Source organism: Embleya sp. NBC_00888, from assembly GCF_045207655.1.
Lineage (GTDB): Bacteria > Actinomycetota > Actinomycetes > Streptomycetales > Streptomycetaceae > Embleya.
The window spans coordinates 5,147,042-5,174,021 of record NZ_CP108785.1 but is presented as its reverse complement, the minus strand read 5'-3'; the positions used below and the strand labels follow the sequence as shown (position 1 = coordinate 5,174,021).

28 protein-coding genes and 1 pseudogene are annotated in these 26,980 nt (G+C 70.0%); 12 read left to right on the top strand and 17 right to left on the bottom strand.

All coding sequences use genetic code 11. The features are described from left to right. Nucleotides 1–120: 120 nt before the first annotated feature. The 4 genes from OG948_RS56970 to OG948_RS56955 form a co-directional block, all read right to left on the bottom strand. The gene (locus OG948_RS56970) at nt 121–870 is read right to left on the bottom strand and encodes a hypothetical protein (RefSeq protein ID WP_331772946.1); all 750 of its coding nucleotides are present in this window, start codon (nt 868–870) and stop codon (nt 121–123) included. A 198-nt stretch (nt 871–1,068) separates the two neighbouring features. Continuing rightward, nucleotides 1,069–1,440, bottom strand: a complete 372-nt coding sequence (locus tag OG948_RS56965; RefSeq protein ID WP_331772945.1) for a toxin Doc — start codon at nt 1,438–1,440, stop codon at nt 1,069–1,071. A 5-nt stretch (nt 1,441–1,445) separates the two neighbouring features. Then, a complete protein-coding gene (locus OG948_RS56960; RefSeq protein ID WP_331772944.1) occupies nt 1,446–1,697 on the bottom strand; it encodes a hypothetical protein in 252 nt (83 codons plus the stop codon). Between the two features lie 419 nt (nt 1,698–2,116). Beyond that, nucleotides 2,117–2,335, bottom strand: coding sequence for a hypothetical protein (locus tag OG948_RS56955; RefSeq protein WP_331772943.1), 219 nt, complete (start codon nt 2,333–2,335; stop codon nt 2,117–2,119). Nucleotides 2,336–2,663: 328 nt separating this feature from the next. On the opposite strand from OG948_RS56955, the gene OG948_RS56950 reads away from it, so the two are divergent. Genes OG948_RS56950 through OG948_RS56920 form a run of 7 tightly spaced genes read left to right on the top strand, consistent with a single transcriptional unit; the run spans nt 2,664 to nt 7,321 of the window. Further along, nucleotides 2,664–3,020 (top strand): GntR family transcriptional regulator, encoded by a 357-nt coding sequence (locus tag OG948_RS56950; RefSeq protein ID WP_331773634.1) that lies wholly within the window; start codon nt 2,664–2,666, stop codon nt 3,018–3,020. Beyond that, the gene (locus OG948_RS56945; protein WP_331773633.1) at nt 2,921–3,238 is read left to right on the top strand and encodes an FCD domain-containing protein; all 318 of its coding nucleotides are present in this window, start codon (nt 2,921–2,923) and stop codon (nt 3,236–3,238) included. Before OG948_RS56950 ends, OG948_RS56945 begins: the two co-directional genes overlap by 100 nt. After that, nucleotides 3,235–4,254 carry an aminoglycoside phosphotransferase family protein gene (locus tag OG948_RS56940; RefSeq protein ID WP_331772942.1) on the top strand — a complete coding sequence of 340 codons (1,020 nt, stop codon included), beginning with the start codon at nt 3,235–3,237 and terminating at the stop codon, nt 4,252–4,254. Before OG948_RS56945 ends, OG948_RS56940 begins: the two co-directional genes overlap by 4 nt. Next, complete coding sequence (gene eno, locus OG948_RS56935) at nt 4,248–5,531, top strand: phosphopyruvate hydratase (protein WP_331772941.1); 1,284 nt, start codon at nt 4,248–4,250, stop codon at nt 5,529–5,531. The genes OG948_RS56940 and eno overlap by 7 nt, the downstream gene beginning before the upstream one ends. Further along, entirely contained in the window at nt 5,528–6,265 is a 738-nt protein-coding gene (locus OG948_RS56930) for a glucose 1-dehydrogenase (RefSeq protein WP_331772940.1), read from the top strand. Before eno ends, OG948_RS56930 begins: the two co-directional genes overlap by 4 nt. A gap of 55 nt (nt 6,266–6,320) precedes the next feature. After that, complete coding sequence (locus OG948_RS56925) at nt 6,321–7,166, top strand: fumarylacetoacetate hydrolase family protein (protein ID WP_331772939.1); 846 nt, start codon at nt 6,321–6,323, stop codon at nt 7,164–7,166. Beyond that, a complete protein-coding gene (locus tag OG948_RS56920) occupies nt 7,163–7,321 on the top strand; it encodes a hypothetical protein (RefSeq protein ID WP_331773674.1) in 159 nt (52 codons plus the stop codon). The genes OG948_RS56925 and OG948_RS56920 overlap by 4 nt, the downstream gene beginning before the upstream one ends. Before the next feature lie 354 nt (nt 7,322–7,675). Here OG948_RS56920 and OG948_RS56915 read toward each other — a convergent pair. The 3 genes and pseudogenes from OG948_RS56915 to OG948_RS56905 all read right to left on the bottom strand — a co-directional run. Further along, nucleotides 7,676–7,825, bottom strand: a pseudogene (locus OG948_RS56915) (ATP-binding protein); the annotation flags it as partial. A gap of 177 nt (nt 7,826–8,002) precedes the next feature. Then, a complete protein-coding gene (locus OG948_RS56910; protein ID WP_331772938.1) occupies nt 8,003–8,452 on the bottom strand; it encodes a helix-turn-helix domain-containing protein in 450 nt (149 codons plus the stop codon). A gap of 269 nt (nt 8,453–8,721) precedes the next feature. Then, complete coding sequence (locus OG948_RS56905) at nt 8,722–9,441, bottom strand: GntR family transcriptional regulator (protein ID WP_331772937.1); 720 nt, start codon at nt 9,439–9,441, stop codon at nt 8,722–8,724. A gap of 45 nt (nt 9,442–9,486) precedes the next feature. On the opposite strand from OG948_RS56905, the gene OG948_RS56900 reads away from it, so the two are divergent. After that, the gene (locus OG948_RS56900) at nt 9,487–10,032 is read left to right on the top strand and encodes a hypothetical protein (RefSeq protein ID WP_331772936.1); all 546 of its coding nucleotides are present in this window, start codon (nt 9,487–9,489) and stop codon (nt 10,030–10,032) included. On the opposite strand, the gene OG948_RS56895 is transcribed toward OG948_RS56900, so the two are convergent. From OG948_RS56895 to OG948_RS56860, 8 genes are all read right to left on the bottom strand, one after another. Further along, nucleotides 9,934–13,371 carry a LamG domain-containing protein gene (locus tag OG948_RS56895; protein ID WP_331772935.1) on the bottom strand — a complete coding sequence of 1,146 codons (3,438 nt, stop codon included), beginning with the start codon at nt 13,369–13,371 and terminating at the stop codon, nt 9,934–9,936. The two genes, OG948_RS56900 and OG948_RS56895, sit on opposite strands and share 99 nt — an antisense overlap. Nucleotides 13,372–13,570: 199 nt before the next feature. After that, nucleotides 13,571–14,593, bottom strand: coding sequence for a sugar kinase (locus OG948_RS56890; protein ID WP_331772934.1), 1,023 nt, complete (start codon nt 14,591–14,593; stop codon nt 13,571–13,573). 68 nt (nt 14,594–14,661) lie between these two features. Then, a complete protein-coding gene (locus tag OG948_RS56885; protein ID WP_331772933.1) occupies nt 14,662–15,612 on the bottom strand; it encodes a DUF4432 family protein in 951 nt (316 codons plus the stop codon). 6 nt (nt 15,613–15,618) lie between these two features. Further along, a complete protein-coding gene (locus OG948_RS56880; protein ID WP_331772932.1) occupies nt 15,619–16,482 on the bottom strand; it encodes an SMP-30/gluconolactonase/LRE family protein in 864 nt (287 codons plus the stop codon). Between the two features lie 34 nt (nt 16,483–16,516). Beyond that, nucleotides 16,517–17,284 carry an SDR family oxidoreductase gene (locus tag OG948_RS56875; protein WP_331772931.1) on the bottom strand — a complete coding sequence of 256 codons (768 nt, stop codon included), beginning with the start codon at nt 17,282–17,284 and terminating at the stop codon, nt 16,517–16,519. A gap of 89 nt (nt 17,285–17,373) precedes the next feature. Beyond that, the gene (locus tag OG948_RS56870) at nt 17,374–18,363 is read right to left on the bottom strand and encodes a substrate-binding domain-containing protein (protein ID WP_331772930.1); all 990 of its coding nucleotides are present in this window, start codon (nt 18,361–18,363) and stop codon (nt 17,374–17,376) included. Nucleotides 18,364–18,416: 53 nt separating this feature from the next. Continuing rightward, nucleotides 18,417–19,472 (bottom strand): ABC transporter permease, encoded by a 1,056-nt coding sequence (locus OG948_RS56865; protein ID WP_331772929.1) that lies wholly within the window; start codon nt 19,470–19,472, stop codon nt 18,417–18,419. Next, a complete protein-coding gene (locus OG948_RS56860) occupies nt 19,469–20,296 on the bottom strand; it encodes an ATP-binding cassette domain-containing protein (RefSeq protein WP_331773632.1) in 828 nt (275 codons plus the stop codon). Before OG948_RS56860 ends, OG948_RS56865 begins: the two co-directional genes overlap by 4 nt. Before the next feature lie 141 nt (nt 20,297–20,437). Between OG948_RS56860 and OG948_RS56855 the strand changes: the two genes are divergently transcribed. From OG948_RS56855 to OG948_RS56840, 4 genes are all read left to right on the top strand, one after another. Then, nucleotides 20,438–21,157 (top strand): GntR family transcriptional regulator, encoded by a 720-nt coding sequence (locus OG948_RS56855; RefSeq protein WP_331772928.1) that lies wholly within the window; start codon nt 20,438–20,440, stop codon nt 21,155–21,157. A 97-nt stretch (nt 21,158–21,254) separates the two neighbouring features. Further along, entirely contained in the window at nt 21,255–22,103 is an 849-nt protein-coding gene (locus OG948_RS56850) for a fumarylacetoacetate hydrolase family protein (RefSeq protein ID WP_331772927.1), read from the top strand. Beyond that, nucleotides 22,100–23,134 (top strand): mannonate dehydratase, encoded by a 1,035-nt coding sequence (locus OG948_RS56845; RefSeq protein WP_331772926.1) that lies wholly within the window; start codon nt 22,100–22,102, stop codon nt 23,132–23,134. Before OG948_RS56850 ends, OG948_RS56845 begins: the two co-directional genes overlap by 4 nt. 245 nt (nt 23,135–23,379) lie before the next feature. After that, the gene (locus tag OG948_RS56840) at nt 23,380–24,036 is read left to right on the top strand and encodes a GntR family transcriptional regulator (protein ID WP_406300807.1); all 657 of its coding nucleotides are present in this window, start codon (nt 23,380–23,382) and stop codon (nt 24,034–24,036) included. A 281-nt stretch (nt 24,037–24,317) separates the two neighbouring features. Here the strand turns inward: OG948_RS56840 and OG948_RS56835 are convergent, their stop codons facing one another. Further along, nucleotides 24,318–24,773 carry a tellurite resistance TerB family protein gene (locus OG948_RS56835; RefSeq protein ID WP_331772924.1) on the bottom strand — a complete coding sequence of 152 codons (456 nt, stop codon included), beginning with the start codon at nt 24,771–24,773 and terminating at the stop codon, nt 24,318–24,320. 959 nt (nt 24,774–25,732) lie between these two features. Continuing rightward, entirely contained in the window at nt 25,733–26,932 is a 1,200-nt protein-coding gene (locus tag OG948_RS56830) for an HNH endonuclease (protein ID WP_331772923.1), read from the bottom strand. Nucleotides 26,933–26,980: the final 48 nt, after the last annotated feature.

Here is a 26,980-nt window from a genome sequence, read left to right as displayed (position 1 = left end):
CGATGAGGTCCCGGCGTTGGGAATCTCGCCTGCGGCCCTCGTCGTCCTTCGCCCTGAAGTCGCAGCGCCACTACTCGGCACCGACAACGAGCCGGTCCTTCCGCGACGCCTCCGCACCGGCTACCGTGCGGGCACTTCGATCAACCGCAGGCGGTCCCGGCTGCGGCGAGGGCGTGGTGGAGGTCTTCGCCGGGTCGGGGAATCGCCGTAGTCCTCGTCGTCGTCCTCCACGCGCAGTCGGTGGACGACGGCCTCGAGGGCGTGGGGCAGGCGGGGCAGGTCGCCGCGGCGGCACTGTTCGAGGATCGCCGCGCGAGCGTCCTCGGGTAGGAGCGGCAGGTCGCGGGCGTCGTGGGGGTCGACGGCGGCAGGAGTGCGGGCGAGGTGGTGGGACCGGGCGAGCCAGTGGTGGGCGTCGCGGATCTCGCCGCGGGTGCGGTGGTCGAGGTAGAGGCGGTAGGCGGCGGTGTGGCTCCCGGCCCCGGCGGCGAAGCACCACCGGAAGCCGGACCCCTCCTCCCGGCCGGTGATGTGCAGCAGGCAGGCGAACACCAGGGCCCCGCGCGGCTCGATCCGACGGTCGTTGACCAGCCGGGACAAGCGATGCACCGCATGGGGGAACGCGAGGAACATCGCGTCGGTGGAGCCGGGTTCACGCGCGGCACGCTCGTGCCGCGACAGGGTCGACCCCCCGGGGCCGAGGCGGTTGGCCTCGAGCGTGGTGGGGGTGTCGGCGCGTTCGCGGGCGAGGTACTCGCGGGCGGCGACCACGTCCAGGTCGTCGTACTCGTGGGCGAGCACCCGCGCGCCGCGTAGTGCCTCCTCGACGGCGGGCCCTTGGGGGCCGAGACCGACTGAAGCTCCGAACACGTCGCGCGTCCGCGAACGCGGTACGCCCCGACCCTTGTGCCCGGGGTGGCGCGCCGTCCGCTGAGCCACTCCGCTGCCGCCGGCCCGACCGGGTCGATGTGGTCATCCGGGTCACAGGGTTGTATCCGGTGCATCGGTGTCGACCTCGTACCGGCCGGTGATCGAAGCCGTCCCGGATCCTCGGGGTTTGCGTCGCGTTCAGATCCGCCAGGAGCGCAGGAGTTCCGCAGCGGCGTACACGTCGGTGGTGCCGGTGTCGACGGCTCGGGCCAGGTCGATCAGTGCCCCGTACGGGGCGTCGACGCCGTCGCCGCTCGCCGCCATGTACGCCACCGCGACACCGCACGCGAACAGGGCGTTGCGGGCGGGCAGGGGGTGCAGGCGGATGAGGGTGTGCAGGAGGGCGGCGGCGCGCCAGGCCGCGTCGGCGTCCTCGCCCAGCCGTGGGGTGTTGACACGGTGGCGGGCGATGGCGGCGACCAGGCCGGAGTAGTCGTGGACGTCGATGCCGTCGGGCAGGAGCGTGGCTTGGCGTTCGAGGAGCCACCGCAGATCGATGTGCAGTTCCATGGGGTTCAGGCGGCTCCGCGTCGGCGCCGCTGTTCCTCGGTCGGGGCGTCTTCGGGGAACGCCTCGTCGAAGGCGGCCGCGTTCTCGCGTACGAACGTGTCCAGGACGTCGGCCATCCGGGCCAGCGCGCGGTGTCGATCGAGGTCCCCGGTGACGGCCTCGCGGACCAAGCCCTTGAGGGTCACCCCGCGCTCGTGGGCGGTCGCGCGAAGCTCCGCGAGTTCCTCTTCGCTGAAATCGATGTTCAAAGCCGGCATGCCACCACAGTACCGATCCGGTACCGGAGAAGAAAGATCCCCTGCTCACAGGGTATGGACGGCAGTACCCCGCCGCGAGAAACAACGACATTGTCCAGTTGGCGGCACGCGTGGATCCACCGCGACCACGTGGACGTGCCGTTCGACGTTCACGTGTGGCGGCACGTGCAGGCGGATGTCGACCGGCGGGGCGACCGGGAACAACACGAGGCCGACCTCGCCTGCGCCCTCGGCACGCTCCTGCGCGGCATCCGCCTCGCTGCGGGCCCACCCGCCACAAGAGCGGACAAGGTGATCCTCCTGGGCCCGCGCCCCCGTTACCTAATGCAGTGCGTACGAGGTTCGAGACGCGTCGCGCGCGGCCCTGTGTTGCGTTCCGTGGTGGTCCGGCGGGTGTCGCGAGCTGTCCGAGACTGCGGTCACCAGGGCAGGTTTGCTGTCACGTCGGCGGCCCGAACTATGGTCTTGGCTGATTCCGCCGTGCCGTCATCGCGCGGCATGGCGAACCACCATGCGTTCCAAGCCCACACCGAAACCGCGACCGCCTGTTCTGGGGCGTGTTCGCCGTGGATGGACGTGCCGGAGGACTTGGTGGCCGGGGCGAGGCCGGCGTAGGAGGCCGGGTGGGCGGCGGTCACACCCGAGCCGACACGACTGCGACACTCCCGGGCCAAGCCCCTCACGGTCCTGGCCCGGACTCCCACGAAACGTTCTCACCCAAACTGCAACACCCCAGCCCACACCACCACCCAACCACTCCCCAGGCTCAGCCAGGGCGTCGCCCTCGGAAAACTTGCATACAAGAACGCCAGTATGCAAGGATATTAATGTGAAACCAGATCGAAGCCTTGGAGTGCAGGCCCTCGGGCCCATGAGCAGGAATCGTGTCCGGCCACGGATGTCCGACCTCGACTACGCGGAACTCGCCTCGGCCATCCGCGAGTTCCGGCTCCCCCGGGAGCCGCCCTGTCCGAGACCGGGCCGGCCGAAAGGCTCCAGGTCAGCCGTAGCCCGCTGCGCGAGGCGATCGCCCGGCTCGCGGTGGCCGGAATGGTCTCCGTCGTCCCGCAGGTGGGGACGCGGGTCGAGCCGATCCGGCTCGGCGAGGTAGAGCAGGCGCGGTTCGTCAGGGAAAGCCTGGAGGCAGCCGCGTTCGCCGTTGCCTGCGAGATGCCGGACAGGGATGTTGGCAACCTGCGGGCGCTGCTCCTGGAGCAGGAGCGCTGCCACCGAATCACGATCCGGACGGATTCTTCGCCGCCGACGAGGCGCTGCACAGGGAGCTCTTCGCCCCGAGCGACCACCACACTGCCTGGCAGGTGATCCAGCCGCTCAAGATGCACTTCGGCCGGTTGCGTCGACTCAGCCCGCCCGACCCGGACACCGTGCTGGGACTGATCGATGAACACACGGCCATCGTCGACGCGCCGGATGCCGGCGACACCTCGGGTGGCCGGGCGCGCATCCGCCGCCATGCCCGCCGTGCCCTCGACCACGGCCCGCAACTGCGAGCCCAATACCCGGAGTACTTCAGCGAATGAGCAACGTTTACGACTCCCACGACGCGCCCACGCGCGACCCGGTCGCATACCTGTACCGGAAGGCCCTGCTCCAACCGCCGCAGGTGGTCCCCCTGTCCGGCGGTGTCTCCGGGGAGACGTTGCTCGTAGAGGCCGCGCCTGCCCGCCTGGTAGTCAAGCGGGCGCTGAGCCGGCTGCTGGTGGCGGGAGACTGGACGGCCAAGCCCGAACGGGCCATGACCGAGGCCGCCGCCCTGGAACTCCTCCACGGCCTGACTCCGGAGTACACGCCGCGACTGGTTCACGCCGACCGGGAGCGGCACACGATCGTGATGACCGCCGCACCGGCCGACTGGCTCCCCTGGAAAACCGTCCTGCTCGGCGAGGCACCCGATCCGACGCACGGCACCGCCGCGACGGCGCAGGTGCTCGGCACTGTGCTCGGCACCTGGCAGGACCGCACCTGGGAGGCCCCGCATGTGGCCGCTCGATTCGACGATTACGAGGCCTTGGACCAACTGCGCCTGAGTCCCTATCACGGCGCGGTCGCCGCCGCCCACCCCCAGGTCGCCGAGCGCGTCGTCGACCTGTCCGACGAGCTGCGCAGCCGGCGCGACTGCCTGGCCCACGGCGACTTCTCCCCGAAGAACGTCCTGGTCGGCCCGGACGGGCTGATGGTGCTCGACTTCGAGGTCGCCCACGCCGGCGCAGCCGTCTTCGACCTCGCGTTCCTTCAGTGCCACCTCGCCCTGAAGGCGATGCACCTGCCGCACCGGGCACCGGAGTTCGCCGCCGCCGCAGAGCATTTCCTGCGGGCGCATCGGGCCGTTCTCACCGCCGGGCGGCGGCCGGCGGTGGAGCGGACCGGCTGGCACACCGCCTGCCTGCTGCTCGCCCGGGTCGACGGCCTGTCGCCCGCCGGCTACCTCCGCCCGGCGACCGCCGCGGCGGTACGAGCCCTGTCCCTCGACCTGCTCCAAGCGAACGACCCGGCGATCGAGGAGGTCTGGGCGAAGATCATGGAGAGCGCATGCTGATCACGAAGGTGGACTCCTGGGAGGCCCTCGACTCTCGCGGGCGGCCCACGGTCGCCACACGAGTGGCCCTCGAGGGCGGCGCCCTAGGGGTCGCCCTGGTGCCTTCCGGCGCCTCGGCGGGATCCCACGAGGCGCTGGAATTGCGGGACGGCGGTGGCCGATACGGCGGACGCGGGGTCCGCAAGGCCGTCGGCCACGTCACCGACACGCTCGCGCCGCTGGTGACGGGCCTGACGCCCACCCGGGTGGACGCGGCACTGCGTGCGGCCGATCGATCCCCCTCCTTCGCCGTCGTGGGAGCCAACGCCGTCCTGTCCGTATCCCTCGCCGCCCAACTCGCCGCCGCTGCCGCCCACGGCACCTCGCTCGCCCGCTACTTGGCCGCCGACACCGGCCCCCTGCTGCTGCCCATGCCCATGGTCAACATCCTCTCCGGCGGAGCCCACGCCGGCCGGATGCTCGACGTCCAGGACTTCCTGGTCGTCCCGGTAGGCGCGACGAGCTTCGCCCAGGCCGTCGAATGGGCGGTCGCCGTCCGCGAAGCGGCCACCCGGCTGGCGCTGGCACGTGGCCACGCCCAAGCGGTGCTCGTGGCCGACGAGGGCGGACTGGGCCTTCCTCTGGCGACCAACCGTGCCGCGCTCGACCTGCTCACCGAGGCGATCCGAGCGGCCGGCTTCGCGCCCGGAACGGAGGTCGCGATCGCGATCGACGTGGCCGCCACGCAGTTCTTCCACGAGGGCCGCTACCGATTGGCCCGCGAGCAGCGGGAACTGACGGCAACAGGTCTGATCGCCGAGATCGCCCGGTGGTGCGACCACTACCCCGTGATCTCGGTCGAGGACGCCCTCGCCGAGGACGACTGGGAGGGCTGGCAGGAAGCCACCGCCGTACTCGGCGAGCGCGTCGAGCTGGTCGGCGACGACCTGTTCGTCACCTCCGCCGAGCGGCTGCGGCGCGGCATCACCGAAGGCGTCGCCAACTCCGTGTTGGTCAAGGTGAACCAGAACGGGCTGGTCGGCAGTTCCCGCGCGGTCGTGGACCTGGCCCGCACCGCCGGATACCGCACCGTGGTCTCCGCCCGCTCCGGAGAGACCGAGGACAGCTGGCTCGCCGATCTCGCCGTCGGCTGGCGTGCCGGGCAGATCAAGGTCGGCTCGACCCACCGGTCCGAGCGCACCGCCAAGTGGAACCGCCTGCTGGAACTGGAAGCAACCGAGGACACCGTCTTCGCCGGCCCGTGGCCGGGCGGACGACCAGGAAAGGACGCGGCATGAGCACGCGATTCGACGGACGCACCGTTGTCGTCACCGGGGCCGGCTCCGGTATCGGCCGCGAGATGGCTCGCCGGTTCCACGCCGAAGGCGCCCGCGTCTACGCTGCCGACCTCGCCCCCGACGATGTTCCGGAGGGCACCACGCCGCTGCGCGTCGACGTCACCGACGCCGGTTCGGTCTCGGCGGCCCTGGCCGCGATCGTGCACGAGACCGGTCGAATCGACGTGGTCTGCAACAACGCCGGCGCGTCCTCCACCACCGACCCGGTCGCCTGCTCGGTCGAGGAGTGGGACCGGGTCTTCGCGGTCAACACCCGCGGCGTCTTCCTCGGCACCAAATTCGCCCTGCCCACCATGCTGGCGCAGCGCTATGGGGTCATCGTCAACACCGCGTCGGTCGCCGGACTCGTGGGCCTGAAGGACCGCGCCGCCTACTGCGCCAGCAAGGGCGCAGTCATTGCTTTCACCAGGCAGGTCGCCGTGCAGTACGCGGGCACCGGCATCCGCTGCAACTCGATCTGTCCCGGCACCGTCGACTCGCCCTGGGTCGGCCGCCTGCTGGCCGCCGCCGACGACCCGGAGCAGGCCCTGGCGGGCCTTGTCGCCCGTCAGCCCATGGGGCGCCTGGGACGACCCGACGAGATCGCCCAGGCCGCCCTCTACCTGGCGTCCGACGCCGCGGAGTTCATCACCGGCACCGAACTCGTGCTGGACGGTGGCCTGCTGGCCGGCTGACCGTGCTCGCCCGCAATCCCCACCGCACCGCCAAACCCTGCACAAGGAGCTCCCCATGCGATTGATGCGCGTCGGCGCCCCCGGCTCTGAGATACCCGTCGTGCTCGCCCCGGACGGTGAGTACCTCGACCTGCGCCGGCTGACCCCCGACATCGACGGCGCCTTCCTGGCAGGCGACGGCCCGGCCCGGGTCCGGGCGGCGATCGCCGCGGGCACCCTTTCGCCCGTCCGGGCCGGGCGCATCGGCGCGCCCATCGCCCGACCGGGTGTGGTGCTGTGCATCGGCATGAACTACGCCGCGCACGCCGCCGAGACCGGAGCCGCTCCGCCGCCGCACCCGGTCATGTTCTACAAGGCACCCAACACCGTGGTCGGCCCGTACGACGAGATCCTGCTGCCCCGCGGATCGAGTAGGACGGACTGGGAGGTCGAACTCGCCGTCGTCATCGGCCGCCGGGCCCGCTACCTGGACTCACCCGAGCAGGCCCTCGACCACATCGCAGGCTACGCTGTCTCCAACGACCTGTCCGAGCGCGAGTTCCAACTGGAGACCAGCGGGGGTCAGTGGTCCAAGGGCAAGAGCTGCGAGAGCTTCAACCCGCTCGGCCCCTGGCTCGTCACGCCCGACGAGGTGCCCGACCCCCAGGCCCTGGGACTGCGCTCCCGGGTCAACGGCGAACCTCGGCAGGACTCCACGACCGCCGACATGATCTTCAGCGTCGCCACGCTGATCCACCAGCTCAGTCAGGTCACCGTGCTCGAACCCGGCGACCTCGTCAACACAGGCACACCAGAAGGCGTAGCAGTCTCCGGCCGGTTCCCTTACCTCGGCGAAGGCGATGTCGTGGAGGTCGAGATCGAAGGCCTCGGCCGACAGTGCCAGAAGGCGGTGCGGGCGTGACGATCCGGCTCGCCCTCGGTCACGTCGACGTCTACGACGACCGGACGGCCATCTTCGCCCACCAACTCGGTCCGACCAGCGGCGAGGGGGCAACCACCACCACCCGGCACGGGCGATCCGCCGCCTCCACGACGTGGGCTTCGACGGCTTCCTGAATCGACGACCACGTGCCCGGCGTGATCGGTGACCCATACGGGAGGCAGCGATCGGGAGCCTCCCCGGGCACTCGACCAGGCCGCCGATTCCCTCGCCGACCCGCAGCTACGCGGTCGACCGCGTAGCTCCCCGCGGAGTCTCAGGTGCCGCAACCGCGGGAGGGACGTACCACGCGCGCCGTGACACGTGTGCCGTGGGAGCTGCGGTCGAACATCACGCTGTCCGCGTACGCGCCGACGAGGAGCAGTCCGCGTCCGCAGGTCGCGATCTCGCCGGGTCGATCGGGTGGAGATCGGGTGGAGGAGGTCCGGGGGCCATCGTCCGGAATCACGGACGCTTGCCATGATCTCCGAGTCGCACGCGGTGACGATCAAGGCGACATCGCAACTGCCGCTGTGGCGCACGGCATTGGCCACGAGCTCGGTCACGATGAGACCGAGTGCCTCGCGCACCTCGTCGGGGATCCCCCATTGCCGTGCCACATCGACGGTGAAGTGCCGCATCGTCGTCGCGGACTCGCGGGCGGCGGTCGTGTGGCACGCGGCGGTCCTCGCCGTCCCCGCGAGGGTGGCGGGCCGGATGTCGGCACGAGGGGCGACCGCGGCGATCATCTGAGGCTTTGGGATCGCTTGCTGTGGTGTGAATGAGCGTGGTCGGGGCGACAAACGTCTCCGGTCTCCTCAGGCCCCGAGGTCCAGCGCGTCGAGGACGCCTTGGAGGCATCCGATGGCATGGGCACGCCCGCGGCTGAAGGACGCCTGCGACGAAACGTCCCCCCACGTGCCGGCGTCGCCGAACGCGTACACCACCCCCGTGACCTGCGTGATCACCCGCCCGACCCGCGCGAGAGTCCAGACCTGCCCGGTGAAACCGGCCGCCTCCGAACCGGCCTCCAACACCGCCGCCACCTCGGCGAACCCCTCGTCCGACACCCGCCGGTGGGCACCCGGCGGGCCGGCCGACCGCAACGCGTCCGCCCCGCCGTCCACCCACGCGCGATGCCACACCGACACCGCCTGCGGCGACACACCCGAGCGACGCGCCACCTCGGCCTGCGACACACCCTCCACCAACCAACCAGCCGCCCGCAACCGCAACTCCTCCCGGCGCCCACGCTCCGCCGAGGACATTCCCGAGCTCCCCATACAACGGGTATGCCCCTATATGACACACCGTCAATCGGACCCGGAAACCTCAGTAAGGCCCCAGTACCCGGCGTCTCCCCGCAGCAGGTTGGGGTGTGGAACTGGACGCCCTTCAGACCGAGCTGATGCGCGAAGGAGGCGGTCCGGTCGTCGTACTCGTCGACGTGGCCGAGTGGGATCCGTATGGTCACGTCGATACTCCTTCCGGTCCTGGCACGGGCGAGGCGGGGATGTACCCGCGGCCCGCGCGAACGTCATTCGGTGAAATAGGTGGGGTATTGCGCCTGGAGGGCGGGGCCGTTGTCGAGCGCCCGCCGTGCGTGCCGTCGGATGTGGGCTCGCCCGCCGAGGACGTCGCCGGCCTCCAGTGCGTCGACGATGGCCGTGTGTTCGTCGATCAGACCCAACACGGTGTCCGGATCGGGGAGTGACAACCGCCTCAGCCGGTCCAGGTGCATCTTCATCGGCTGCATGACCTGCCAGGCCCCCGGATATCCGCTGATGTCGAAGATTTGGGCGTGCAGAGCCTCGTCTGCGGCGAAGAAGCCGTCGACGTCGTGGACCTCGAAGTACCGCCGCTGCTCGGCCAGGAGGGCACGCAAGCCGCTGACGTCACGCTCCGGCTTCTCGCAGGCCGTCGCGAACGCCGCCGACTCGAGGTTCTCCCGCACGAAGCGCGCCTGCTCGACGTCGTGCAGACGGATCAGCTCGACCCGAGTCCCGACCTGGGGAATGACGGAGACGAGTCCGGTCTCGACCAAGCGGGCGATCGCCTCACGCAGCGGGGTGCGGCTGACGTGCAACTGCTCGGCAAGGTCGGTCTCGGACAGTGACGCCCCGGGCGGGAGCCGCACATTGCGGATCGCCGAAACGAGCTCCTCGTAGACGCGGTCCGAAGTGCGCTGACGCGGCCGGGACCGGCCTACCGAGGCCAAGGCGGCCACGCTCGCCGGGGGGGTCCGTTCGATGCTCATGAGGTCATTCTTGCATGCTGGTCGACTTGTATGCAAGAATTCGTCATGTACAGAAACACCCGATTTATCCTCGAATGCGGAGCATCCGAGTCGCCGATCCAGGAGAGAGGGACTCGTAATCATGGCGGAGGGCCCGACCAACGCGGTACGGGCGGCAAGACCGGCAGGATCGCCGTCGTCGGCTACGACGCCTGCGCGCAGGAGGTCACCCACCTGCGGGCGGGGAACCTGACGGCGCTGGTGTCGCAGAACCCTTACACCATCGGTCAGCTCGCGGTGCAGAACACCGTGAAATACCTCGACAGGGACCGCTCGATCCCCAAGGGCCGGCCCTTCGACCCGGTGGTCGTCACCAAGGACAACCTCAACGACCCGGCGATCCAGAAACACGCCGTACAAGTAGCCGACGCGGCCGGCCGACCGGCCGACGCCCGCGGGCCGACTCCTGGATCGGCCCGCGGATCCCGCCCATGCTCCGAAAGCTCGCCAGGGTCACTCCGCGGTGATGGACAGCCCGGTCGAAGAGCTGGTGATGGTGTGGCTGACGCCCTTGAACATCACTCCGGTCAGTGTTCCGTTGAATCCACGTGACACGGTGGCGTCCTGCAATGCCGTCTTCGAGCCGTTCGGGGTGTAGCCGAACAGGTCGCTGATGATGACGTCGGCGAATTTGCCTCCGCAGATGCAGTAGTAGGTCATGACCAGCTCTGCGGGGACCCCGACGGCCGGGGCGGTCGAGGCGGCCCCGAAGACCAGCGCCTTCCCGAATCCGGTCTTCCCCGTCGACCAAGTCATGGGGCCGATCGGGATCGTCGTCCCGGTGGTTGCCTCGGTGGTCGACGAGCCGGTGCCCTCGTCGAAGGGCAGGCGCAGGGTCATGGCCGGGTCGGCGGCGGACTCGTCGGCCACACCGTCTTTGTACTTCGATGTGACTTGGGCGGCGGTCAACGCGCGGTCGTAGACGCGGGCTTCGTTGATGGTGCCGACGAACTTGTGGGTGCCGCCGATGGGCCTGGCGGTACCGCCGACGAGCACCGCCACGCCGGTCGAGGGGGTCAGTGCGCCGGTGAGGGTTCGGGAGGCGCGTTCCGCCCCGTCGATGTAGATCTTCATGGTGGCGCCGTCGTAGACGCCCGCCACGTGGTGCCATCCGCGGGTGGGGACGGTGGCGGTCGTTTGCAGTTCGACGAACCGTGTACCGACCGCGACGAGGAAGGAGATGCGTCCGCCCGGCCCGCCGCGCAGGGCGTAACCCTCGTCGCCTCCGGTCGAGGTGTCCTTGGCGATGATGCTCCGCCAGTTCGTCGCGGCCCAGCTTCTGGCGTTGACCCAGGCCGATGCGGTCAGCGTCTGCCGGGGGTTGAGTTCCGCCGAGTCCGCGGTGGTCACGACGGCGCCGTTGCTGGTCGGCACCCGCAGGACGAGGGCGGGGTCCTGCGTTCCCGCCGTCGCATTGGTTGCCTGATACGCGGCGGTGATCTCGGCGGCGGACAGCGCCCGCGTGTGGACGCGGGGCTCGTCGATGCTTCCGACGAACCTGCGGGTGCCGTCGGAGGGACAGTTGCCGATGGCGACGGGCGCGCCGGAGGCGCTCAGGGAGCCGGTCCGGTTTCGCGTGGCCTTCTCGACACCGTCGATGTAGATCTTCATCGTGGCGCCGTCGTAGACGCCGGCCACGTGGTGCCATCCCGCGGTCGGTATCGTCGCGGTCGTTTGCAGGTCTGCCCAGTTTCCGTCGACGGCGATGGCGAAGGAGATGCGGCCCCCCGCCCCGCCGCGCAGGACGTAGCCCGCGTTGCCCTGGGCCCAGGTGTCCTTGGCGATGATGCTGCCTCGCCAGATCTCCGTCGGCCAACTGTCGGGGTTGATCCACGCGGACACCGTCAACGCCTGCGCCGGGTTGAGGCTGGACCGGTCGGGCACCGAGACGCCGGTGTAGGGGTATGTCAGCTGGTGCGCCTGGTTGAGCGGGCCCTTGCCGGTCACGTTCGAGAACTTGGCGAATTGCTTCAGCAGGCCGGTGTAGTCGCCGAACCGGGCGAAGGTCTGCGAGGTCAGGGCGGGCCAGGCGTCGTAGGCGCCGGCCGTTCCGTGATCGACCCGATCGACCGGCGCCTGGGAGTCCTTCAAGGACAGTGCACGCATCCAGTCGCCGTCGAGCAGTTCGTCGGTGACGAACTTCTTCATCTCGGCCTTCTGCGCGCTGGTGAGCTTGTCGGCCAGGAGGTTCGACCCGATTCCGAAGTCGAGGACGGTACGAACCGTGACCAGGGTCCCGTCGGCGTGCCTGCAGTTCCAGACGCCCTCACCGGAGGCATACAGGGCGAGGACCTCGGGCAGCAGCGTGTCCGCCGAGGAACGCAGGCTCGCGGCCGTCGTGGTGTTGCCCGCCGCCGCTTGCAGGTCGGCGGCCCGGTTCATCATCCACACGTTCGCCGCGTTGAACGACGCGACCTGGTTGGTGTACTTCGGCAGGACTTCGAGAAGGTTGTGATTCGCGCCGTAGTCGGCGAGTTTTCCGCCCGTGGGCACCAGCGACGTCCAGTGCGTCGAGTTGTCGGTCAGACGTTGCAGAACCGTCTTGCCGTTCACGGTTGCCTGCAGGTACGCGAGGTCGCCGCTGTAGTTCACGTAGTTGAGGACGGTGGAGAAGACGGTGAGGTCGTTCGCCGAGTACCACGGCCCGACGGTTCCGCCTTGGACCCACTCGACGGCGTAGCAGCCGTAGATGTCCTTGGACATCCAGGTCTCGGTGATGGTCCGCAGGATCGTCGGATCGAGCAGCGACAGGATGACGGAGGCGTAGGACGTGTCCCAGAAGTAGGTGACGGTCGGCGCGTACTCGGGCGAGGCGGTGACGTAGACCCGGTCGAGGCCGGAGAAGGTTCCGGTCCGGCCGAGGACGCTGTTGAACGCGGGCCCGAGGTTGGTGCGCTCGAGGGCGAGCACCGAGAGCACGCTCATGTAGTACAGGCGCGCGATCGCGTTTCCGGTCGCGGTGTTCTCCGGAGTCAACACCGGCAGAGAACCGGAGAAGTGCGTGTTTCCGGATGTGAAGGCTTGAGTCCATCTGGTCGACCACCCGGTGGCGGCGGTGATGAAGACGGACGTGAAATTTTGCAGGGTGGTGTTGGCCGCGTCGATCACGTTCTGGCCGTCCGATACGGCGACCAGGGCTTGACCGGTCGACGTGTCGCCGACGGCCATGACGATGGTCAGCGTCTTGGTCGCGCCCGCGGCGAGGGTCAGGTCCCACGAGGCGGTCCCGCTGGATCCGGCCGCGGTGAGCGTTGCCGCGGGACTCACGGCGAAGACGGTGACCGCAGGGCTCGAATTGTCGGAGATCATGACGTTCGTAGCCGGGGTGCCCACGGTGCGTCCGGTGAAGCTCGAGTCGCCGGGGCGCGGAACGCCCCAGGACCAGCCGTTCGTCCTCTTGCGGATGCGGGGGTTCAGATTCGCCGACAGTGTGGTCGTGACCGGTGCCGCGGTCGGGTTGGACACCGTCACCTGGAGCAGAAGCTGATTGGCCTCGAAGGTCAGCCGGGTCGCGGTCTGGACGGTCAGCCCCTTGGCCGTGGTGGCCTTGCGGAGGACCTCGTAGGCCGACCAACGCGAGAGGGCCGTGACCAGCGGGGCGCCGTCCACCGTGAGGTCGCACGACGAACCGCCCTGAGCGTACGGCGGAAGCGTGAAGTTCTCGAAGCCGAGCACGTTTTGGCCGACGTTGACGCCACCCCAGAAGTTGCCGATGGCGGGCAGGTGCCTGAGAGTCGACGGCGCCAGCCAGTCGCTGGTCAGCACATCCAGCGGCGGGGCGGTTCCGGGCGTGGCCCCGGCCAGTGCCGCCGGGAGCAGCGGCGCGGCGAATGCGGCAGCCGTCAGGGCTGACGACCACTTGAGAAACGTGCGGCGACTTGTTTCGCTCATGCCAGGGACTCCTATGGTTCGGTTGCTCCCGAGGAGGATGAAAGCCCGGCCGCAGACTGGTGGCCCGGCCTTTTGGGCGTTTGACGCCGATCGCCGGGTTGGCGGTGGCTCCGCTGCACGGGACAGGGCGTGGTCCTGGTCCGATGCTCCGTGGTCGGCTTGTCGTGGTGCGAGTGCGGAGCCCGGTCGGGCCGTGTGCTCAGGACAGGGCGGGTGAGTGGATTCCGGCGGCGGTGACCCGGGTCGCGGCCCATTCGTCGGGAGAGGCGGCGAGGAGGTCGGTGGTGAGGTCGGGGGAGGGTGGGGTGCCGTGGTCGCCGTGGGTGGTGAGGGCGGTGGCGGCGGTGATGTGGCCCAGGCGCAGGCGGGAGCGCTGGTCCAGGTGGCGCAGGGTCGCGGCGAGGTATCCGGCGGCGAACGCGTCGCCGGCGCCGGTGGGTTCGACGACCTCGACGACGAGCGCGGGTTCGCTGACGGTGGTGCCGTCCGCGTTGAGCGCGGTGACGTGATGCTCGGCGTTCTTGACGATCACGGTTGCGGGGGCGGGGAACGCTGCCCGGATGGCGGCGTTGCTGCCGAGGCCGAAGGCGGCTTCGGCTTCGTCGGCTCCGAGGAAGAGCAGGTCGGCGGCGTTGCAGAGGTCGAGCAGGATGGCCGGGTCGCGGTCGTGCCACAGGGCGGGCCGCCAGTTGAGGTCGAAGCTGACGGTGCGGCCGGGGCGGGGGGCGGTGAGCAGGGCCCGGATCAGGCCGAGGCAGCTGTCGGAGAGTGCGGGGGTGATGCCCGACAGGTGCAGTAGTCGGGCGCCGGAGACGAGTTGGTTGAACACGGGGTCGGTGAAGGTGTCGGGGCCGAGGGCGGAGGCGGCGGAACCGCTGCGGTAGTAGCGCATCCGGCTGTGCGGGTGGGTTTCCTTGAGGTAGAGGCCGGTCGGACGCAGGTGATCGATGGTGACGGCCGAGACGTCGACCCCGCGGGCGGTGAGTTCGTCGGTGATGCGCCGGCCGAAGCCGTCGTCGCCGACCCGGCTGATCCAGGCGGTGGTGATCCCGTGCCCGGCGAGGCCACAGGCGACATTGGACTCGGCGCCGCCCACGCCGACCCGGAACTCTTCGACGGACTCGGTGGGGCCGGGGTGTCCGGGCAGGAGGACGGCCATGGTCTCGCCGAGGCACACCGCCTGCGGGTGGTGGACGGCCGGTTCGGTGCCGGCGTGGATCATGGGTGTGTGGTCCTTCCGTGTTCGTCCGGTGCCGGAGGTGGTGCGCTGCCCGCGGGCGACTGCCGGCTTCAGGGGAGGTCGGTGATGGTGAGGGTGATGTCGCTGGTCCAGCTGCCACCGGCGGGCAGAAGTGGTGCCCGGCCGCGGTGGGGGCAGGCCGGGGAAGGGTCGCCGGGCAGGACATTGGCGGGTTCGATGGCGACCACGTAGGCGCGGCGGTACCAGGGGAAGCCGCTGCTCGCGTGGCACTCCTGCCACAGCCAGGCATGGGGGAACACGGTGGTGTCCCATGCGAGCCGGATGCCGAAGCCGGCGGTGGGGCTGTCGATGCTGAACCAGCCGGCGTCGAAGTCGGTGAGGCAGGCGAAGACGGACCGCCTGCTGCCGGGCCCGGGGACCTGCCGGAGGTCGATCGTGCCGCCGTCGGCGGTGGGGACGAGCGGGAAGACGGCTCGTCTGTCCGGTGGCATGGCGTTGCCCGGCTGTTCGGCGTCGGTGAGCACGGTGCGGGCGGGGGTGCCGATGGTGCAGAGCTCGTCGATGAACGGCGCACCGAATCCCGGGTGTTGGACCCACATGACGGGGACGGGTTCCTCGGCGGTGTTGTGGACGGTGTCGCGTACGCGTAGGGCCGGGCCGTCGAGGTGCAGGGTGCGCGTGAGCCGCAGGGGGGCGGTGATCAGTTCGGTGACCAGCCGGGCCCGGGAGTCGTCGGCGTCGACCACGGACCAGGACACGGTCGCCGCCTCGCCGTGGTAGCCGTGGCGGACGCCGTCGATGGTGCGCTCGTGGCCGGCGTTGGGGACGAGTTGCTGCCAGCCGCCGCCGTACCGGGCGAGCCAGTCGGCCCGGCTGTCGCCGGTGACGGGTGCGCCCGCGAGGTCGCGGCGTCCCCATGGGGCGCGGAAGAGGATGTCGATGCCGGTGGCGCGCTCGGTGATCGAGGTGATGTCGGCGCCCTTGTCGGGACGGACCTCCACCGAGAGCCGGTCGGTGTGCAGCCACAGGGAGGACGTCATGACCGGTCAGCCTCCGAAGCGGGTGACGGGCAGGCCGTGTACGCCGAGGCCGCGGACGGCCAGGACGGAGCCTGCGGGGCCGACAGGGTGGGGTCCGAGGCCGTCTCGGGCGGTGGTGACGTAGAGGACGTCGAGGTCGGGGCCGCCGAAGGCGCAGGAGGTGGGCTGTGCGACGGGCAGAGGGACTTCGCCCAGGGGGCGGCCGTCGGGGGCGAGGCGGACGAGTCGGCCGCCGCCCCACAGGGCGATCCACAGGCAGCCTTCGGCGTCGATCGCCATCCCGTCGGGTTCCCCGCCGCCGGAGGGAAAGCGTGCGAGGGCGCGGCGGTTGCCGGGGGCGAGCCGGTCACGCGGAAGGTCGAAGGCGTTGACCTCCCGGGCGACGGTGTCGATCAGGTAGAAGGTACGGCCGTCCGGGCTCCAGCCGAGCCCGTTGGGCTGGGTCACGTCGTCCAGGACGTGATGGACCGTCCAGTCGGTGTCCAGGATGTACAGGGCACCGCGCGCGGGGGCGAATTCCAGGTCGCAGCTGCCGGCCCACAGTCGCCCGGCCGGGTCGCACTTGGCGTCGTTCATCCGGCGGCCGGGCGGCAGAACGGTACGGCGGGTGGTCCAGCTGCCGTCGCGGCGGACGTCCGTGAAGCCTTCGGTGGTGGCCGCGACGAATCCGCCGGAGCGTTTCGGGACGGCGGCGCCGACGAGGGTCGGCAGAATGGTGGTACGCGGGTGCGGCCGGGTGGGATCGGCCGTGTGGATGGCACCGTCGAGGATGTCCACCCAGGTCAGCTCGCTGGTGGTGGGGTCCCAGAACGGCCCCTCCCCCACCCTGGCGGTGCCCGGGACGGCGACGGTGATGTCGATGGCCAACATCGTTGCTCCGGTGGTTGGTTGGTCTCGGCGGGCGTCAGTCGGGAAGCGCGACGGCCACCTGGGCGAGCAGGCCGCCGTCGACGGGCAGGGCGATGCCGGTCACAAAGCTCGCGCGGTCGCTCGCGAGGAAGGCGATGGCCTCGGCGACCTCGTCGGGGCGGGCGACGCGGCCGAGCGGGTGGCTACGGCCCCAGGTCGCGATCAGCGATTCGGCCTTCGCGGGACTGCCGGCGAAGCCGGCGGCGGCGGTGCGCAGCATGGGGGTGTCGACGGAGCCGGGGCAGACGGTGTTGGCGCGCACGCCGTACTGCGCTTCGTCGACGGCGATGGAGCGGGCGAGGGCGTTGAGGGCGCCCTTGCCGGCGGTGTAGGCGGCGACGTTCTTCTGGGTGACGAAGGCCTGGACGGAGGAGACGAGCACGATCGACCCCGTGCCGGAGGCGCGCAGCGCGGGCAGGGCGTGCTTGGCGGCGAGGAAGGCGCCCTCGACGTTGACCGCCATCACCTCCTGCCAGGTCGTGCGGGGGGTGTCGGCGGCGGTGCCGTAGCGCTGGATGCCGGCGCAGGCGACGAGGACGTCGAGTCCGCCGTGGTGGTGGACGGCGTGGTCGACGGCGGCGGCGACCGAGGACTCGTCGGTGACATCGGTCTCGACGTGGGTGATCGCGTCGTGGGCGGCGGCCGGCGGTGTGACGGACGCGCACACCACCCGCGCGCCGCGGGCGGCCAGGAGTTCGGCCGCGGCCAGGCCGATGCCGCTGGATCCACCGGTGACCAGTGCGGACTTGCCCTCGAATTCCATGGGTGTGTGGTCCTTTTGCGAGGAGACTGCGGGAGGAGGTCCCGGGGCCGATGGGGGGCGGCCCCGGGACGCGGCGCGGGAGGCCGGGGTTACTTGTACAGGGCGGTCTGCGAGGCCGGGTCGTCCAGGTTGTCCTTGGTGATGACCAGCGGGACGAGCGGCTGATCCTTGGGGATGTTGTGGTCGCCCCCGAGGTACTTCAGCGTGTTCTCCACGGCCAACTGGCCTATCTGGTAAGGGTTCTGGGAGACGAGGGCGGTGAGGGTGCCGTCCTTGAGGTAGGCGGCCTCCTGCGGGCTCGCGTCGTAGCCGACCACGGCGATCTTGCCGGTCTTGCCGGCGGCCTTGACTGCGTTGGCCGCGCCCTCGGCGGTGATGACGTTCGAGGCGAAGATGGCGACCAGGTCGGGGTTGGCGGTGATGGCGGACTGCACCAGGCCGGCGGCTTGCGTGGCGGAGTCGTTGCCGGCGTAGAGGTTGGCCAGCACCTTGTAGTTGGACTGACCCGCGAAGGCCTCCCGGTAGCCCTTCTCGCGGTCGTCGATGGAGCTGATGCCCGGCTTGATGTGGACGAACACCACCTTGCCGCCTTCGGGCTTCTGCTTCATGAGCTCCTGGGCGCCGAGCGTGCCGCCCTTGGTGGAGCTGGCCGCGATGGCGGTGAAGATCTTGTCGCTGTTGACGTTGTTGCCGGTCGTCATCACCGGGATGCCCTTGGCGACCACCACGGCGATGGGGGCGGCGAGCGCGGTGGCGTCGGTCGGGTCGATGACGATGGCGTCCGGCTTCTTCTGGGCGACCGCCTGGAGGACGGGGATCTGCTCGGATGCCTGGAAGTTGGCCGGGCCCTGCACGATCGCGGTGGCACCGGCGGCCTTGGCCGCGGCCTTGAAGCCCTCGATCTGCGTCGAGTAGTACGGGTCGCAGGTGCACCCGGGGATGAAGGCGATGGTGCGGTGCTTGCCGGAGCCGCCACCCTTCTCGCTCGCGGGGGTTTCGGAGGAGGAACAGGCCGACAGGGCGAGAGCGATGGCCAGGGCGCCGGCCGCCGGCGCGACTCGGGTGGTTCTGCGGGACATGGGGTGATCCGTTCCTTGTGTGCGGCGGGGGTCCGGGGTGGTGCGAGGTGGGATCAGGACGCGCGCAGTTGCTGACGGCGTTTGATGTCGTCGATGGCGACGGCGACGATGAGGATGGCGCCGATGGCCACCGTCTGCCAGAACGGCTGGACGTTGACGATGACCAGTCCGTTGTTGAGCACGGCCGGGATCATGACCCCGACGGTGGTGCCGAAGATGGTGCCGCGGCCGCCGAAGAGGCTGGCCCCGCCGATGATGACGGCGGCGATGGCGACGAGGTTGTCGGCACTGTGGCCGCTGACCTGGGTGGTGGTGAACCGGGCGACGTCCAGAACGCCGGCCAGGCCCGCGAGGGCGCCCATCATGGTGAAGAGCACGATCTGATGGCGGGTCACCTTGATGCCGCTGCGGCGGGCGCCCTCGGCGTTGGAGCCGATGGCGTAGGTGTAGCGGCCGAACTCCGTCCTGGCGAGCACGAGGCCGGCCACGACGGCCACGCCGAGGGCGATCCACACGGACAACGGCAGCCCGAGCACCTGGCGCATGCCGATGCCGGTGACCATCTGTGGTGGCAGCCCGGTGACGTCGGTGCCCTTGGTGATCACCTGTGCCAGGCCCAGGCCCATGCCGAGGGTACCGAGCGTGATGATGAACGAGGGGATCTTCAGCCGGGTGACGAGGACGCCGTTGAACAAACCCCACGCCGCGCCGACGACCACGGCGACCGCGATGCCGAGCGCGATGGCGACACCGGCGTTGGGGTATCCGCTTTCCGCGGACCCGCCGACCGCGACGATCGTCTTGGCGGCGATCACCTGGCTGAAGACCAGCACGGATCCGATGGACAGGTCGAGTTGTCCACCGATGATCAGATAGGCGGTGCCGACGGCCAGCAGGATGGTCCCGGAGGCGTTGAACAGGATGTTGCGGAAGTTGTCCGCGTTGAAGAACGTTTCGCCGGCCTGGACCGAGAACGCCAGCACGAGCACGACCAGCGCCAGGAAGACCCAGTTGCTCGTCAGTGCGGCGACCGCGCGGCGCAGCCGGTTCGCGGTGTCCGGACCGGACGCGTCCGACCCGACCGCGGAGGTGGGGGCGTGGGTGGTCATGTCGTGCTTCCCTGCTGGTCGGTGCGGGCTCCGGTGGCCGCGCCTGTGATGGCGGCGACGATCTCGTCGTGCGAGGTGGTGGCGGGCGACAGCGTCGCGGCGCTGGAGCCCAGGCGGAGCACGACGATGCGGTCGGCCACCTCGGTCACGAACGGCACGCTGTGGCTGATGACGATGACGGCGATGCCCCGATCTCGGGTGCGCTTGATCAGCCGGGCGACCTGCTCGGTCTGGACCAGGCCCAGCGCGGCGGTGGGCTCGTCCATGATGACCAGTTCGCTCGCCCAGATCCCGGCCCGGGCAATCGCCACGGTCTGGCGTTGGCCGCCGGAGAACATCCGCACCGGAGCCCGGTAGTCCGGAACGCGGGCGCCGAGGGTGCTCAGATACTCCTCCGCCTCGGTCTGCATGCGCTTGTTGTCGAGGACGCCCAGCCTGCCCAGCAGTCCCGCCTTGCGGCGCTCACGGCCCAGGAACAGGTTGGCGGGGGCGGACAGGTCGTCGGCCAGCGCGAGGTCCTGGTAGACGGTCTCGATGCCGGCGGCGCGGGCGTCCGAGGGGTTGGCGAAGTGGACCCGTTCGCCGCCTACGCGCATCTCTCCGCTGTCCGGGGCCAGGGCGCCCGACAGGATCTTGATCAGCGTGGACTTGCCCGCGCCGTTGTCGCCCATCAGCGCCACGACCTCACCGGGGGCCACCTCCAGGGACACGTCGGTCAGTGCCGTGACGTGACCGAAGCGCTTGGAGATCCCGGTGGCAGAGAGCACGGGGACGTCCGGGCCGGAGGGTTCGGGGGGTGGTGTCGTATCCGACAGATGCTTCATCAGCACGAGTCTTCCTCTCTCGTTGGCGACTCAGCTGCTCTCCGCGAGAAGTTCCAGGGGCCTCCGCTTGTGAACCGGAGATTGCCTGGAGGTAACGTGGATGCTTGCATACAAGTTCTTCAGTATGCAAGGATCCCTTTCGTGAAATCGGATCGAAATCTCGCGGGCGGCCTGCCGGCCCTCTCATCGGTGGGGCGGCCGCGTGTCCGCCGGCGCACCTCCGACCGTGTGTACGAGGAACTGGCCGCGGCCATCCGTGACCTTCGGATCGAACCGGGTGCGTCGCTGTCGGAGACGGATCTGGCCGAGCAGTTGCAGGTCAGCCGTACGCCGCTGCGCGAGGCCATCGCGCGGCTCGTGGACGGCGGTCTCGTATCCGTGCTGCCCCAGGTGGGCACCCGAGTCGAGCCGATCCGACTGCACGACGTGGAGCAGGCACGCTTCGTCCGCGAGAGCCTGGAACTGGCCGCGTTCGCCGCGGCCTGCGACAAACCGGAACGGGACGTCACCGGACTGCGCGCCCTCCTCACCGAACAGGAACGCTGCCAACAGGCCCACGACCTCGACGGGTTCTTCGCCGCCGACGAGGCACTCCACCGGCAGATCTTCGAGACGAGCGGCCATCTCGGCGCCTGGCAGGTGATGCAGCCGATGAAGATGCACCTGGACCGCTTCCGGCGGCTCAGCCTGCCCGACCCCCAGACCGTGCGCATCCTCATCGACGACCACACTGCGATCGTGGACGCGCTGGAATCCGGCGACGCGGCAACCGGCCACGAACACATCAGCAGGCACGCGCGCAGGGTTTTGGAGATCGCCCCCGGTCTCCATGGCCGCTACCCCGGTTACTTCGCCGGATGAGGACCGGACGAGCCGGACCGGCCGCACCGACTGCGCCGGCCGCCGACGGCGGGTTCCGCCCGGGGCCGGCCCTTCCTTCCCTGCGGAAAGGACCACCATGAGATTCCTGCGTATCGGCCCACCCCGCGCCGAGACGCCCGTCGTGGCCACCCCGGACGGCGAGTACCACGACCTGCGCTCCGTCGCCGTCGACATCGACGGCGCCTTCCGCGGCGGCGGAATGGAACGCGCCCGCGCCGCGCATGTGGCCGGCACCCTGCCGCCCTTCGACGTCACCGGCCTGCGCATCGGCCCGCCCGTGGCCCGCCCCGGCGGCGTGCCGTGCGTCGGCCTGAACCACGCCGCCCACGCCGCCGAGTCCGGCTCGCCGCAGCCGGACCACCCGGTGGTGTTATACGAGGCCCCCGACACGGTCGTCGGTCCGTACGACGACCTCCTGCTCCCGCGCGGATCAGACCGGACCGACCGGGAGGTCGAACTCGCTGTCGTGATCGGCCGGAGGGTCCGCTACTCGGAGTCCCCCGAGCGGGCGCCGGTCCGCAGCGGGGGATACACCGTCCCCAACGACGTCTCGGAGCGCCGGCTTCGGCTGGAGACCGGCGGGGGCCGGTGGTCCAAGGGCAAGAGCTGCGAGACGTTCAACCCGTTGGGCCCCCGACTGCCGACGCCCGACGAGGTCCCCGACCCCCAGGCGCTCGGGCCGCGGTCCCGGGTCAACGGCGAGCCCCGGCAGTCCTCCTCGACGGCGGACATGATCTTCGATGTCGCCACGCTGATTCGCCCGCTCAGCCGGGTCACCGTCCCGGAGTCCGGCGACATCGTCAACACCGGCAGCCCCGAGGGCGTCGCGCTCTCCGGCCGGTTCCCCCATCCCACCGAAGGCGACCTCGTCGAGGTCGAAATCGACGGCCTCGGCCGACAGACCCAGAAAGCGGTACGAGCATGACGCTGAGGCTCTCCCTCGGTCACATCGACGTCTACGACGACATGACGGCGACCTTCGCCCGTCAACTCGGGCTCACCGGCGTCCAGTTCCACACCCCCGACCTGCTGCCCGGCGAGGCGGGCCACTGGAGCCTGCAGGAGCTGCGGGCGCTGCGCGAGCGCTGCGACGCCGACGGACTGCGGATCGACGGCCTGGAGAACGTCCCCCTGGCCCACTTCTGGAAAGTCCAGCGAGGCCTTCCCGGGCGGGACGAACAGATCGCGAACTACCGCACGACCATCCGGAACATGGGCGCGGTCGGCATCGACATGCTCGGCTACAACTGGCTTCCGACGTTCGTGTGGCGCACCGACATGGACGCGGCGGGCCGCGGCGGCGCCAAGGTCACCTCCTTCGACCTGGCCGACATCGGCGCCGGCAACGCACTCGCCTCCTACCGGCTCTCGCCCACCGAATCGCCGTCCGAGCCGATCACGGCCGAGCAGATGTGGGCCAACCACCAGTACTTCCTCGACGCCGTCCTGCCCGTCGCAGAGGAAGCCGGGGTGCGGCTGGCACTGCACCCGGACGACCCGCCGGTGGACGAGCCGTTGGGCGGCGCGGCGCGCATCTTCACCTCGCCGGCCTCGCTGGCCGCAGCGCATGAGCAGGCGAAGGGAAGTCCGGCCTGGGGTCTGGACTTCTGCCTCGGCACGGTCTCCGAGATGGGCGGCGAGGACACCGTCAACGAGGTCATCGACACGCTCGGTCCGCTCGGCGCGATCTTCTACGTCCATTTCCGGGACGTCCAGGGAACCGTCCCGTCCTTCCGGGAGTGCTTCCTCGGCGAGGGCAACTACAACCCCGCCCGCGTCATACGCCGCCTCCACGACGTGGGATTCGACGGCTTCATCATCGACGACCACGTGCCCGCCATGATCGGCGACCCCGACACCTGGCTCGACATCTCCCCCGACGCCTACTGCAGCCGCGGCCGCGCCCACGCGATCGGCTACCTCCAGGGCATCCTCAACGCACTCGGCCTCGACTGACGCGATTTCCCCGACGACTTCCGGCGGAAAGCTCCGGAGTTGCACGCGCAGGCCTTCCCACGACGACGAGGGGGCTGGGGAGCGGTCCGGACGTGACAGCCCTGCAGAGGCCGCGTCCAGACCGGCCGGGCACCCCCCGACCCCATTGGATACTTGCATACACAGCGTGCGATGATGACGACGTGAAGTCGGAGCGTAGTAGCCTGAACACGGCGTCGAGCCTCTCGCCGGTCACTCGTCCCCGGATGCGGCAGCGCACCTCCGACCGTGTGTACGAGGAGTTGGCCGCGGCCATCCTCGAGCTGCGGATCGAGCCCGGTGCGTCGCTGTCGGAGACGGATCTGGCCGAGCAGTTGCAGGTCAGTCGAACGCCGCTGCGCGAGGCCATCGCGCGGCTCGTGGACGGCGGTCTCGTATCCGTACTGCCCCAGGTGGGCACCCGAGTCGAGCCGATCCGACTGCACGACGTGGAGCAGGCACGCTTCGTCCGCGAGAGCCTGGAACTGGCCGCGTTCGCCGCGGCCTGCGACAAACCGGAACGGGACGTCACCGGACTGCGCGCCCTCCTCGCCGAACAGGAACGCTGCCAACAGGCCCACGACCTCGACGGGTTCTTCGCCGCCGACGAGGCACTCCACCGGCAGATCTTCGAAATGAGCGGCTATCCCGGCGCCTGGCAGGTGATGCAGCCGATGAAGATGCACCTGGACCGCTTCCGGCGGCTCAGCCTGCCCGACCCCCAGACCGTGCGCGACCTCGTCGACGAGCACACGGCGATCGTGGACGCGCTGGAATCCGGCGACGCGGCAACCGGCCACGAACACATCAGCAGGCACGCCCGCCGGGTACTGGAGGACGCTGCAGTCTTCCAGGCCCGGCATCCGGGCTACTTCGCGGACTGAGTTCCGGTGTCGCGGTCGCGGAGGAACCGGCACCGCACGTCGTCGATCAGCGTCGCGTCGCTCTGCACGCAGTGGACGACGCTCTCGAACGACCGCATCGGCCGGGCCAAGCGGGCGCATCCGGAGGCGAGCGGTTCGCCGCCCGTGCCACGCCTCCACGCCCACCGCGTACGCGTCCCGATCCCCTCCCCCACGGCCGTGATCGCATACACCGCGCGGCGCCGGGGAGGGCGGCCAGCCCGCCCACGGATACAGCGTGAGCGTGGTGACCGCCTCCGGTTTCAGAGTCCGAACTCGGCACGGGCGATGCCCAACGCAACGCAGGCCTCACGGACGACCGTCCGCTCGCTCGGGTCGAACCTGCCGTCCGCGCCGCCGATGACGATGCCGATCCGAATGACCGCCCGCGCCTCCTCCGGCTTCGCCCCGGCCTTGGCGATGTCCTTCATGACCTGTGCCTTGCCGAGCCGGCAGTCGGCCGACAACCGGTCGACGTGGGCGTGGAAGCGACGCTGCAGGTCGTCCCCGTCGAACTGGCGCAGAGCCTCGTTGCCGGCGATCAACTGCGCGACCTTGCTCGTCTCGGCCTCGTCGATCGTCCCGTCCGCGGCGGCGACCAGCGCGCACATCGCCATGCTCGCGTCCCGGAACGCGTCACCGGTCAGATCCTGCCTCTTCGCGATCAACTGCGCCTGCATGTGCCGGACCGACTGCTCGACCTTGTCCCACAAGGGCATGACGCCTCCGTACGTTGCCGCGTCGCCGATCCCGCGCGATAGCCGCTCGGGCACACTCCATCCCGACCAACGTAGAGGAACACCACGCGAGGATGCGGCGCGGGGCGCAGGTGTGCCGCCCCGCGGATCCGATCAGCCGGTTCACAGGCCGAACGCTCCGCGCAACACGTCGCGCCTCGACGCCCCGGTGCCTTTCGACACCCCCCGACACGGGCCGCCGCCGCCCGCCTGCTCCGCACCGACGGGCTCGAAGTCCGGTACGAGGACGTGGGACCCGTCCCTCCCCACCAAGTCGTCGTGGCAAGGGGTCGCGATGAGGACGTCGGCGAACTGCGCGCGGAATTGGGCGAAGCGACGGGAATCAGATTCGCGACGATCACCGTGCCGGTGTCCAGGATCGCCCTGCCATCCAGAGCCGTGCGAGCCGCAGCGAACTCGCTTGCGAGCAGGTGGGGTTCGTGAGTGGCGGCGGGAATGATGCCGCCGGCCCGCTGGGCGTACGCCAGGCCGACGGGACGCTCGGACCGTTCGGCCAGGACGGCAATCGGGATCGCACCGATACGGACACCGTCCTCGGCCGCCGCGATCGTGCCTTGGTGGGGTCCGAGCGTGGTCCGGACGAGGTTGACGAGTTCATTCGAGGTGGCGGGGATCCTGCGGAACACGGGGTTGTGCGGGGAAGCCCGGTCCACGAGGGCTCGGAATCCATCGACTTGGTCTTCGGTGAGATCGAATCGCTCGGGACGATCCGAGCTGTTCGGGTCTGCCCGCCGCCGACACTGGCAAGCCGCTGCTCACGTTCATGACGATCGCCGCCGCGCTCGGCGTCGAGTCCGAACAGGCTGCCCAGGGCGCTACCGCCGCAAGGTCGGCAACCTCAACGGCAGCGACTCCGGCGCCGACGGCACCCCGTTCGGGATTCACCCGAGGACCGGCAGGCGCTCGGCGCCTTGCCCCGTTCAGAAGCGGTTCCGCTTTCGGTTCTGGAATTGCTCCCGAGTGATGTTGCCGTCCCGGAAAGCCGTCTCCCACATCGCCTCGGCGTGGTCCTCATTGGGGTCTTCCTCCCGGAAGTCCGCTTCCCAGCCGTCCGGATCTCCGTCCCACACCGGGTCCAACCATGGATCAGACTCGTACGACGGACCGTAGTCCGAGCTTCCGGGCCCGTATTCCTCCGCCCGCCACCCTGTGCCGCCGGTGGGCCGGTTGGTGCCCTGTGGCTGCTGGGTGCTCCCCCACCAGCTTGTGAACTCCTCGGCCGGTCCGGCGGCCTGTGCGGCGTCTTCGACGATCGGCACCTCGGGGAGGAGCTCGTTCGGGTCCACTCGATCCTGGGAGGTGGCATCGTGGACGGCCGCCATCACTTCGTGGAGGCGGTGCCATTGGCCCTGGTCTTCCAGAATGGAGCCGATCCTCGTGCCACGCGAAGTGGCCTCGACGATCCGGTCCACTTCGTCGTTGTCCGGCGCCGTCATCGGCTGCTTGCGGCGGCCAGCAATCCATATCGCCGTTGCCGTCAGCCAGAAACAGTCTGTCGGGGAGTGCTGTGGAGCACGTTCCTCGTCAGGCGAGGCGCTACCTGCGGGGCCGTCACCCGTGGAGAGGATGGCCCGGGCGCGATCGTGCAGTTGCCGTACTCGCCTCCAGGCCACGCCGCAGAAGTACCGGAACTTGTTGTCTTTGGTGACCTTGGTGTTGCCCATCGCAAGTCGGATGGCGTCTTCAAAGGCGAAGGCTTCAAGACCGGCTGCGCGGAGGGCGTCGATGGTGCTCTCCCAGCCGCTCGGCAGCGGAAAGGTCTCGTTGTCCGCTCCGTACGCCCACTCCTCCCATAGAGTCGTGAAGCCCTCCCGGTAGGCCAGGCGGGTGCTGTAGTCCGCACGGGCTGCCGCAACGGCTTCCTTCATCGCCGCCGCCCAGCGCACAGCGTCCTTGGCAACGTCCTCGACCACATCCGCGCCCGGCGGGACGGATGCCTTGCCGCCATTGCACTCCTCGCACGCTGCCACCAGGTTCGATGGCTCATGCGTTCCGCCCAGCGCCTGAGGCACCACATGGTCCACGACCAGCTTCACAGCCGGTGCCTTCACGCCGCAGTACCTGCACGTGTGATCGTCCCGCCGCAAAATCTCGTACCGAAGCCGCTGCCCAACAGCCATGCCAGTCCCTCCCCCATCGGCCGTGGAGAGCATTGTGTCCCTGCCGGC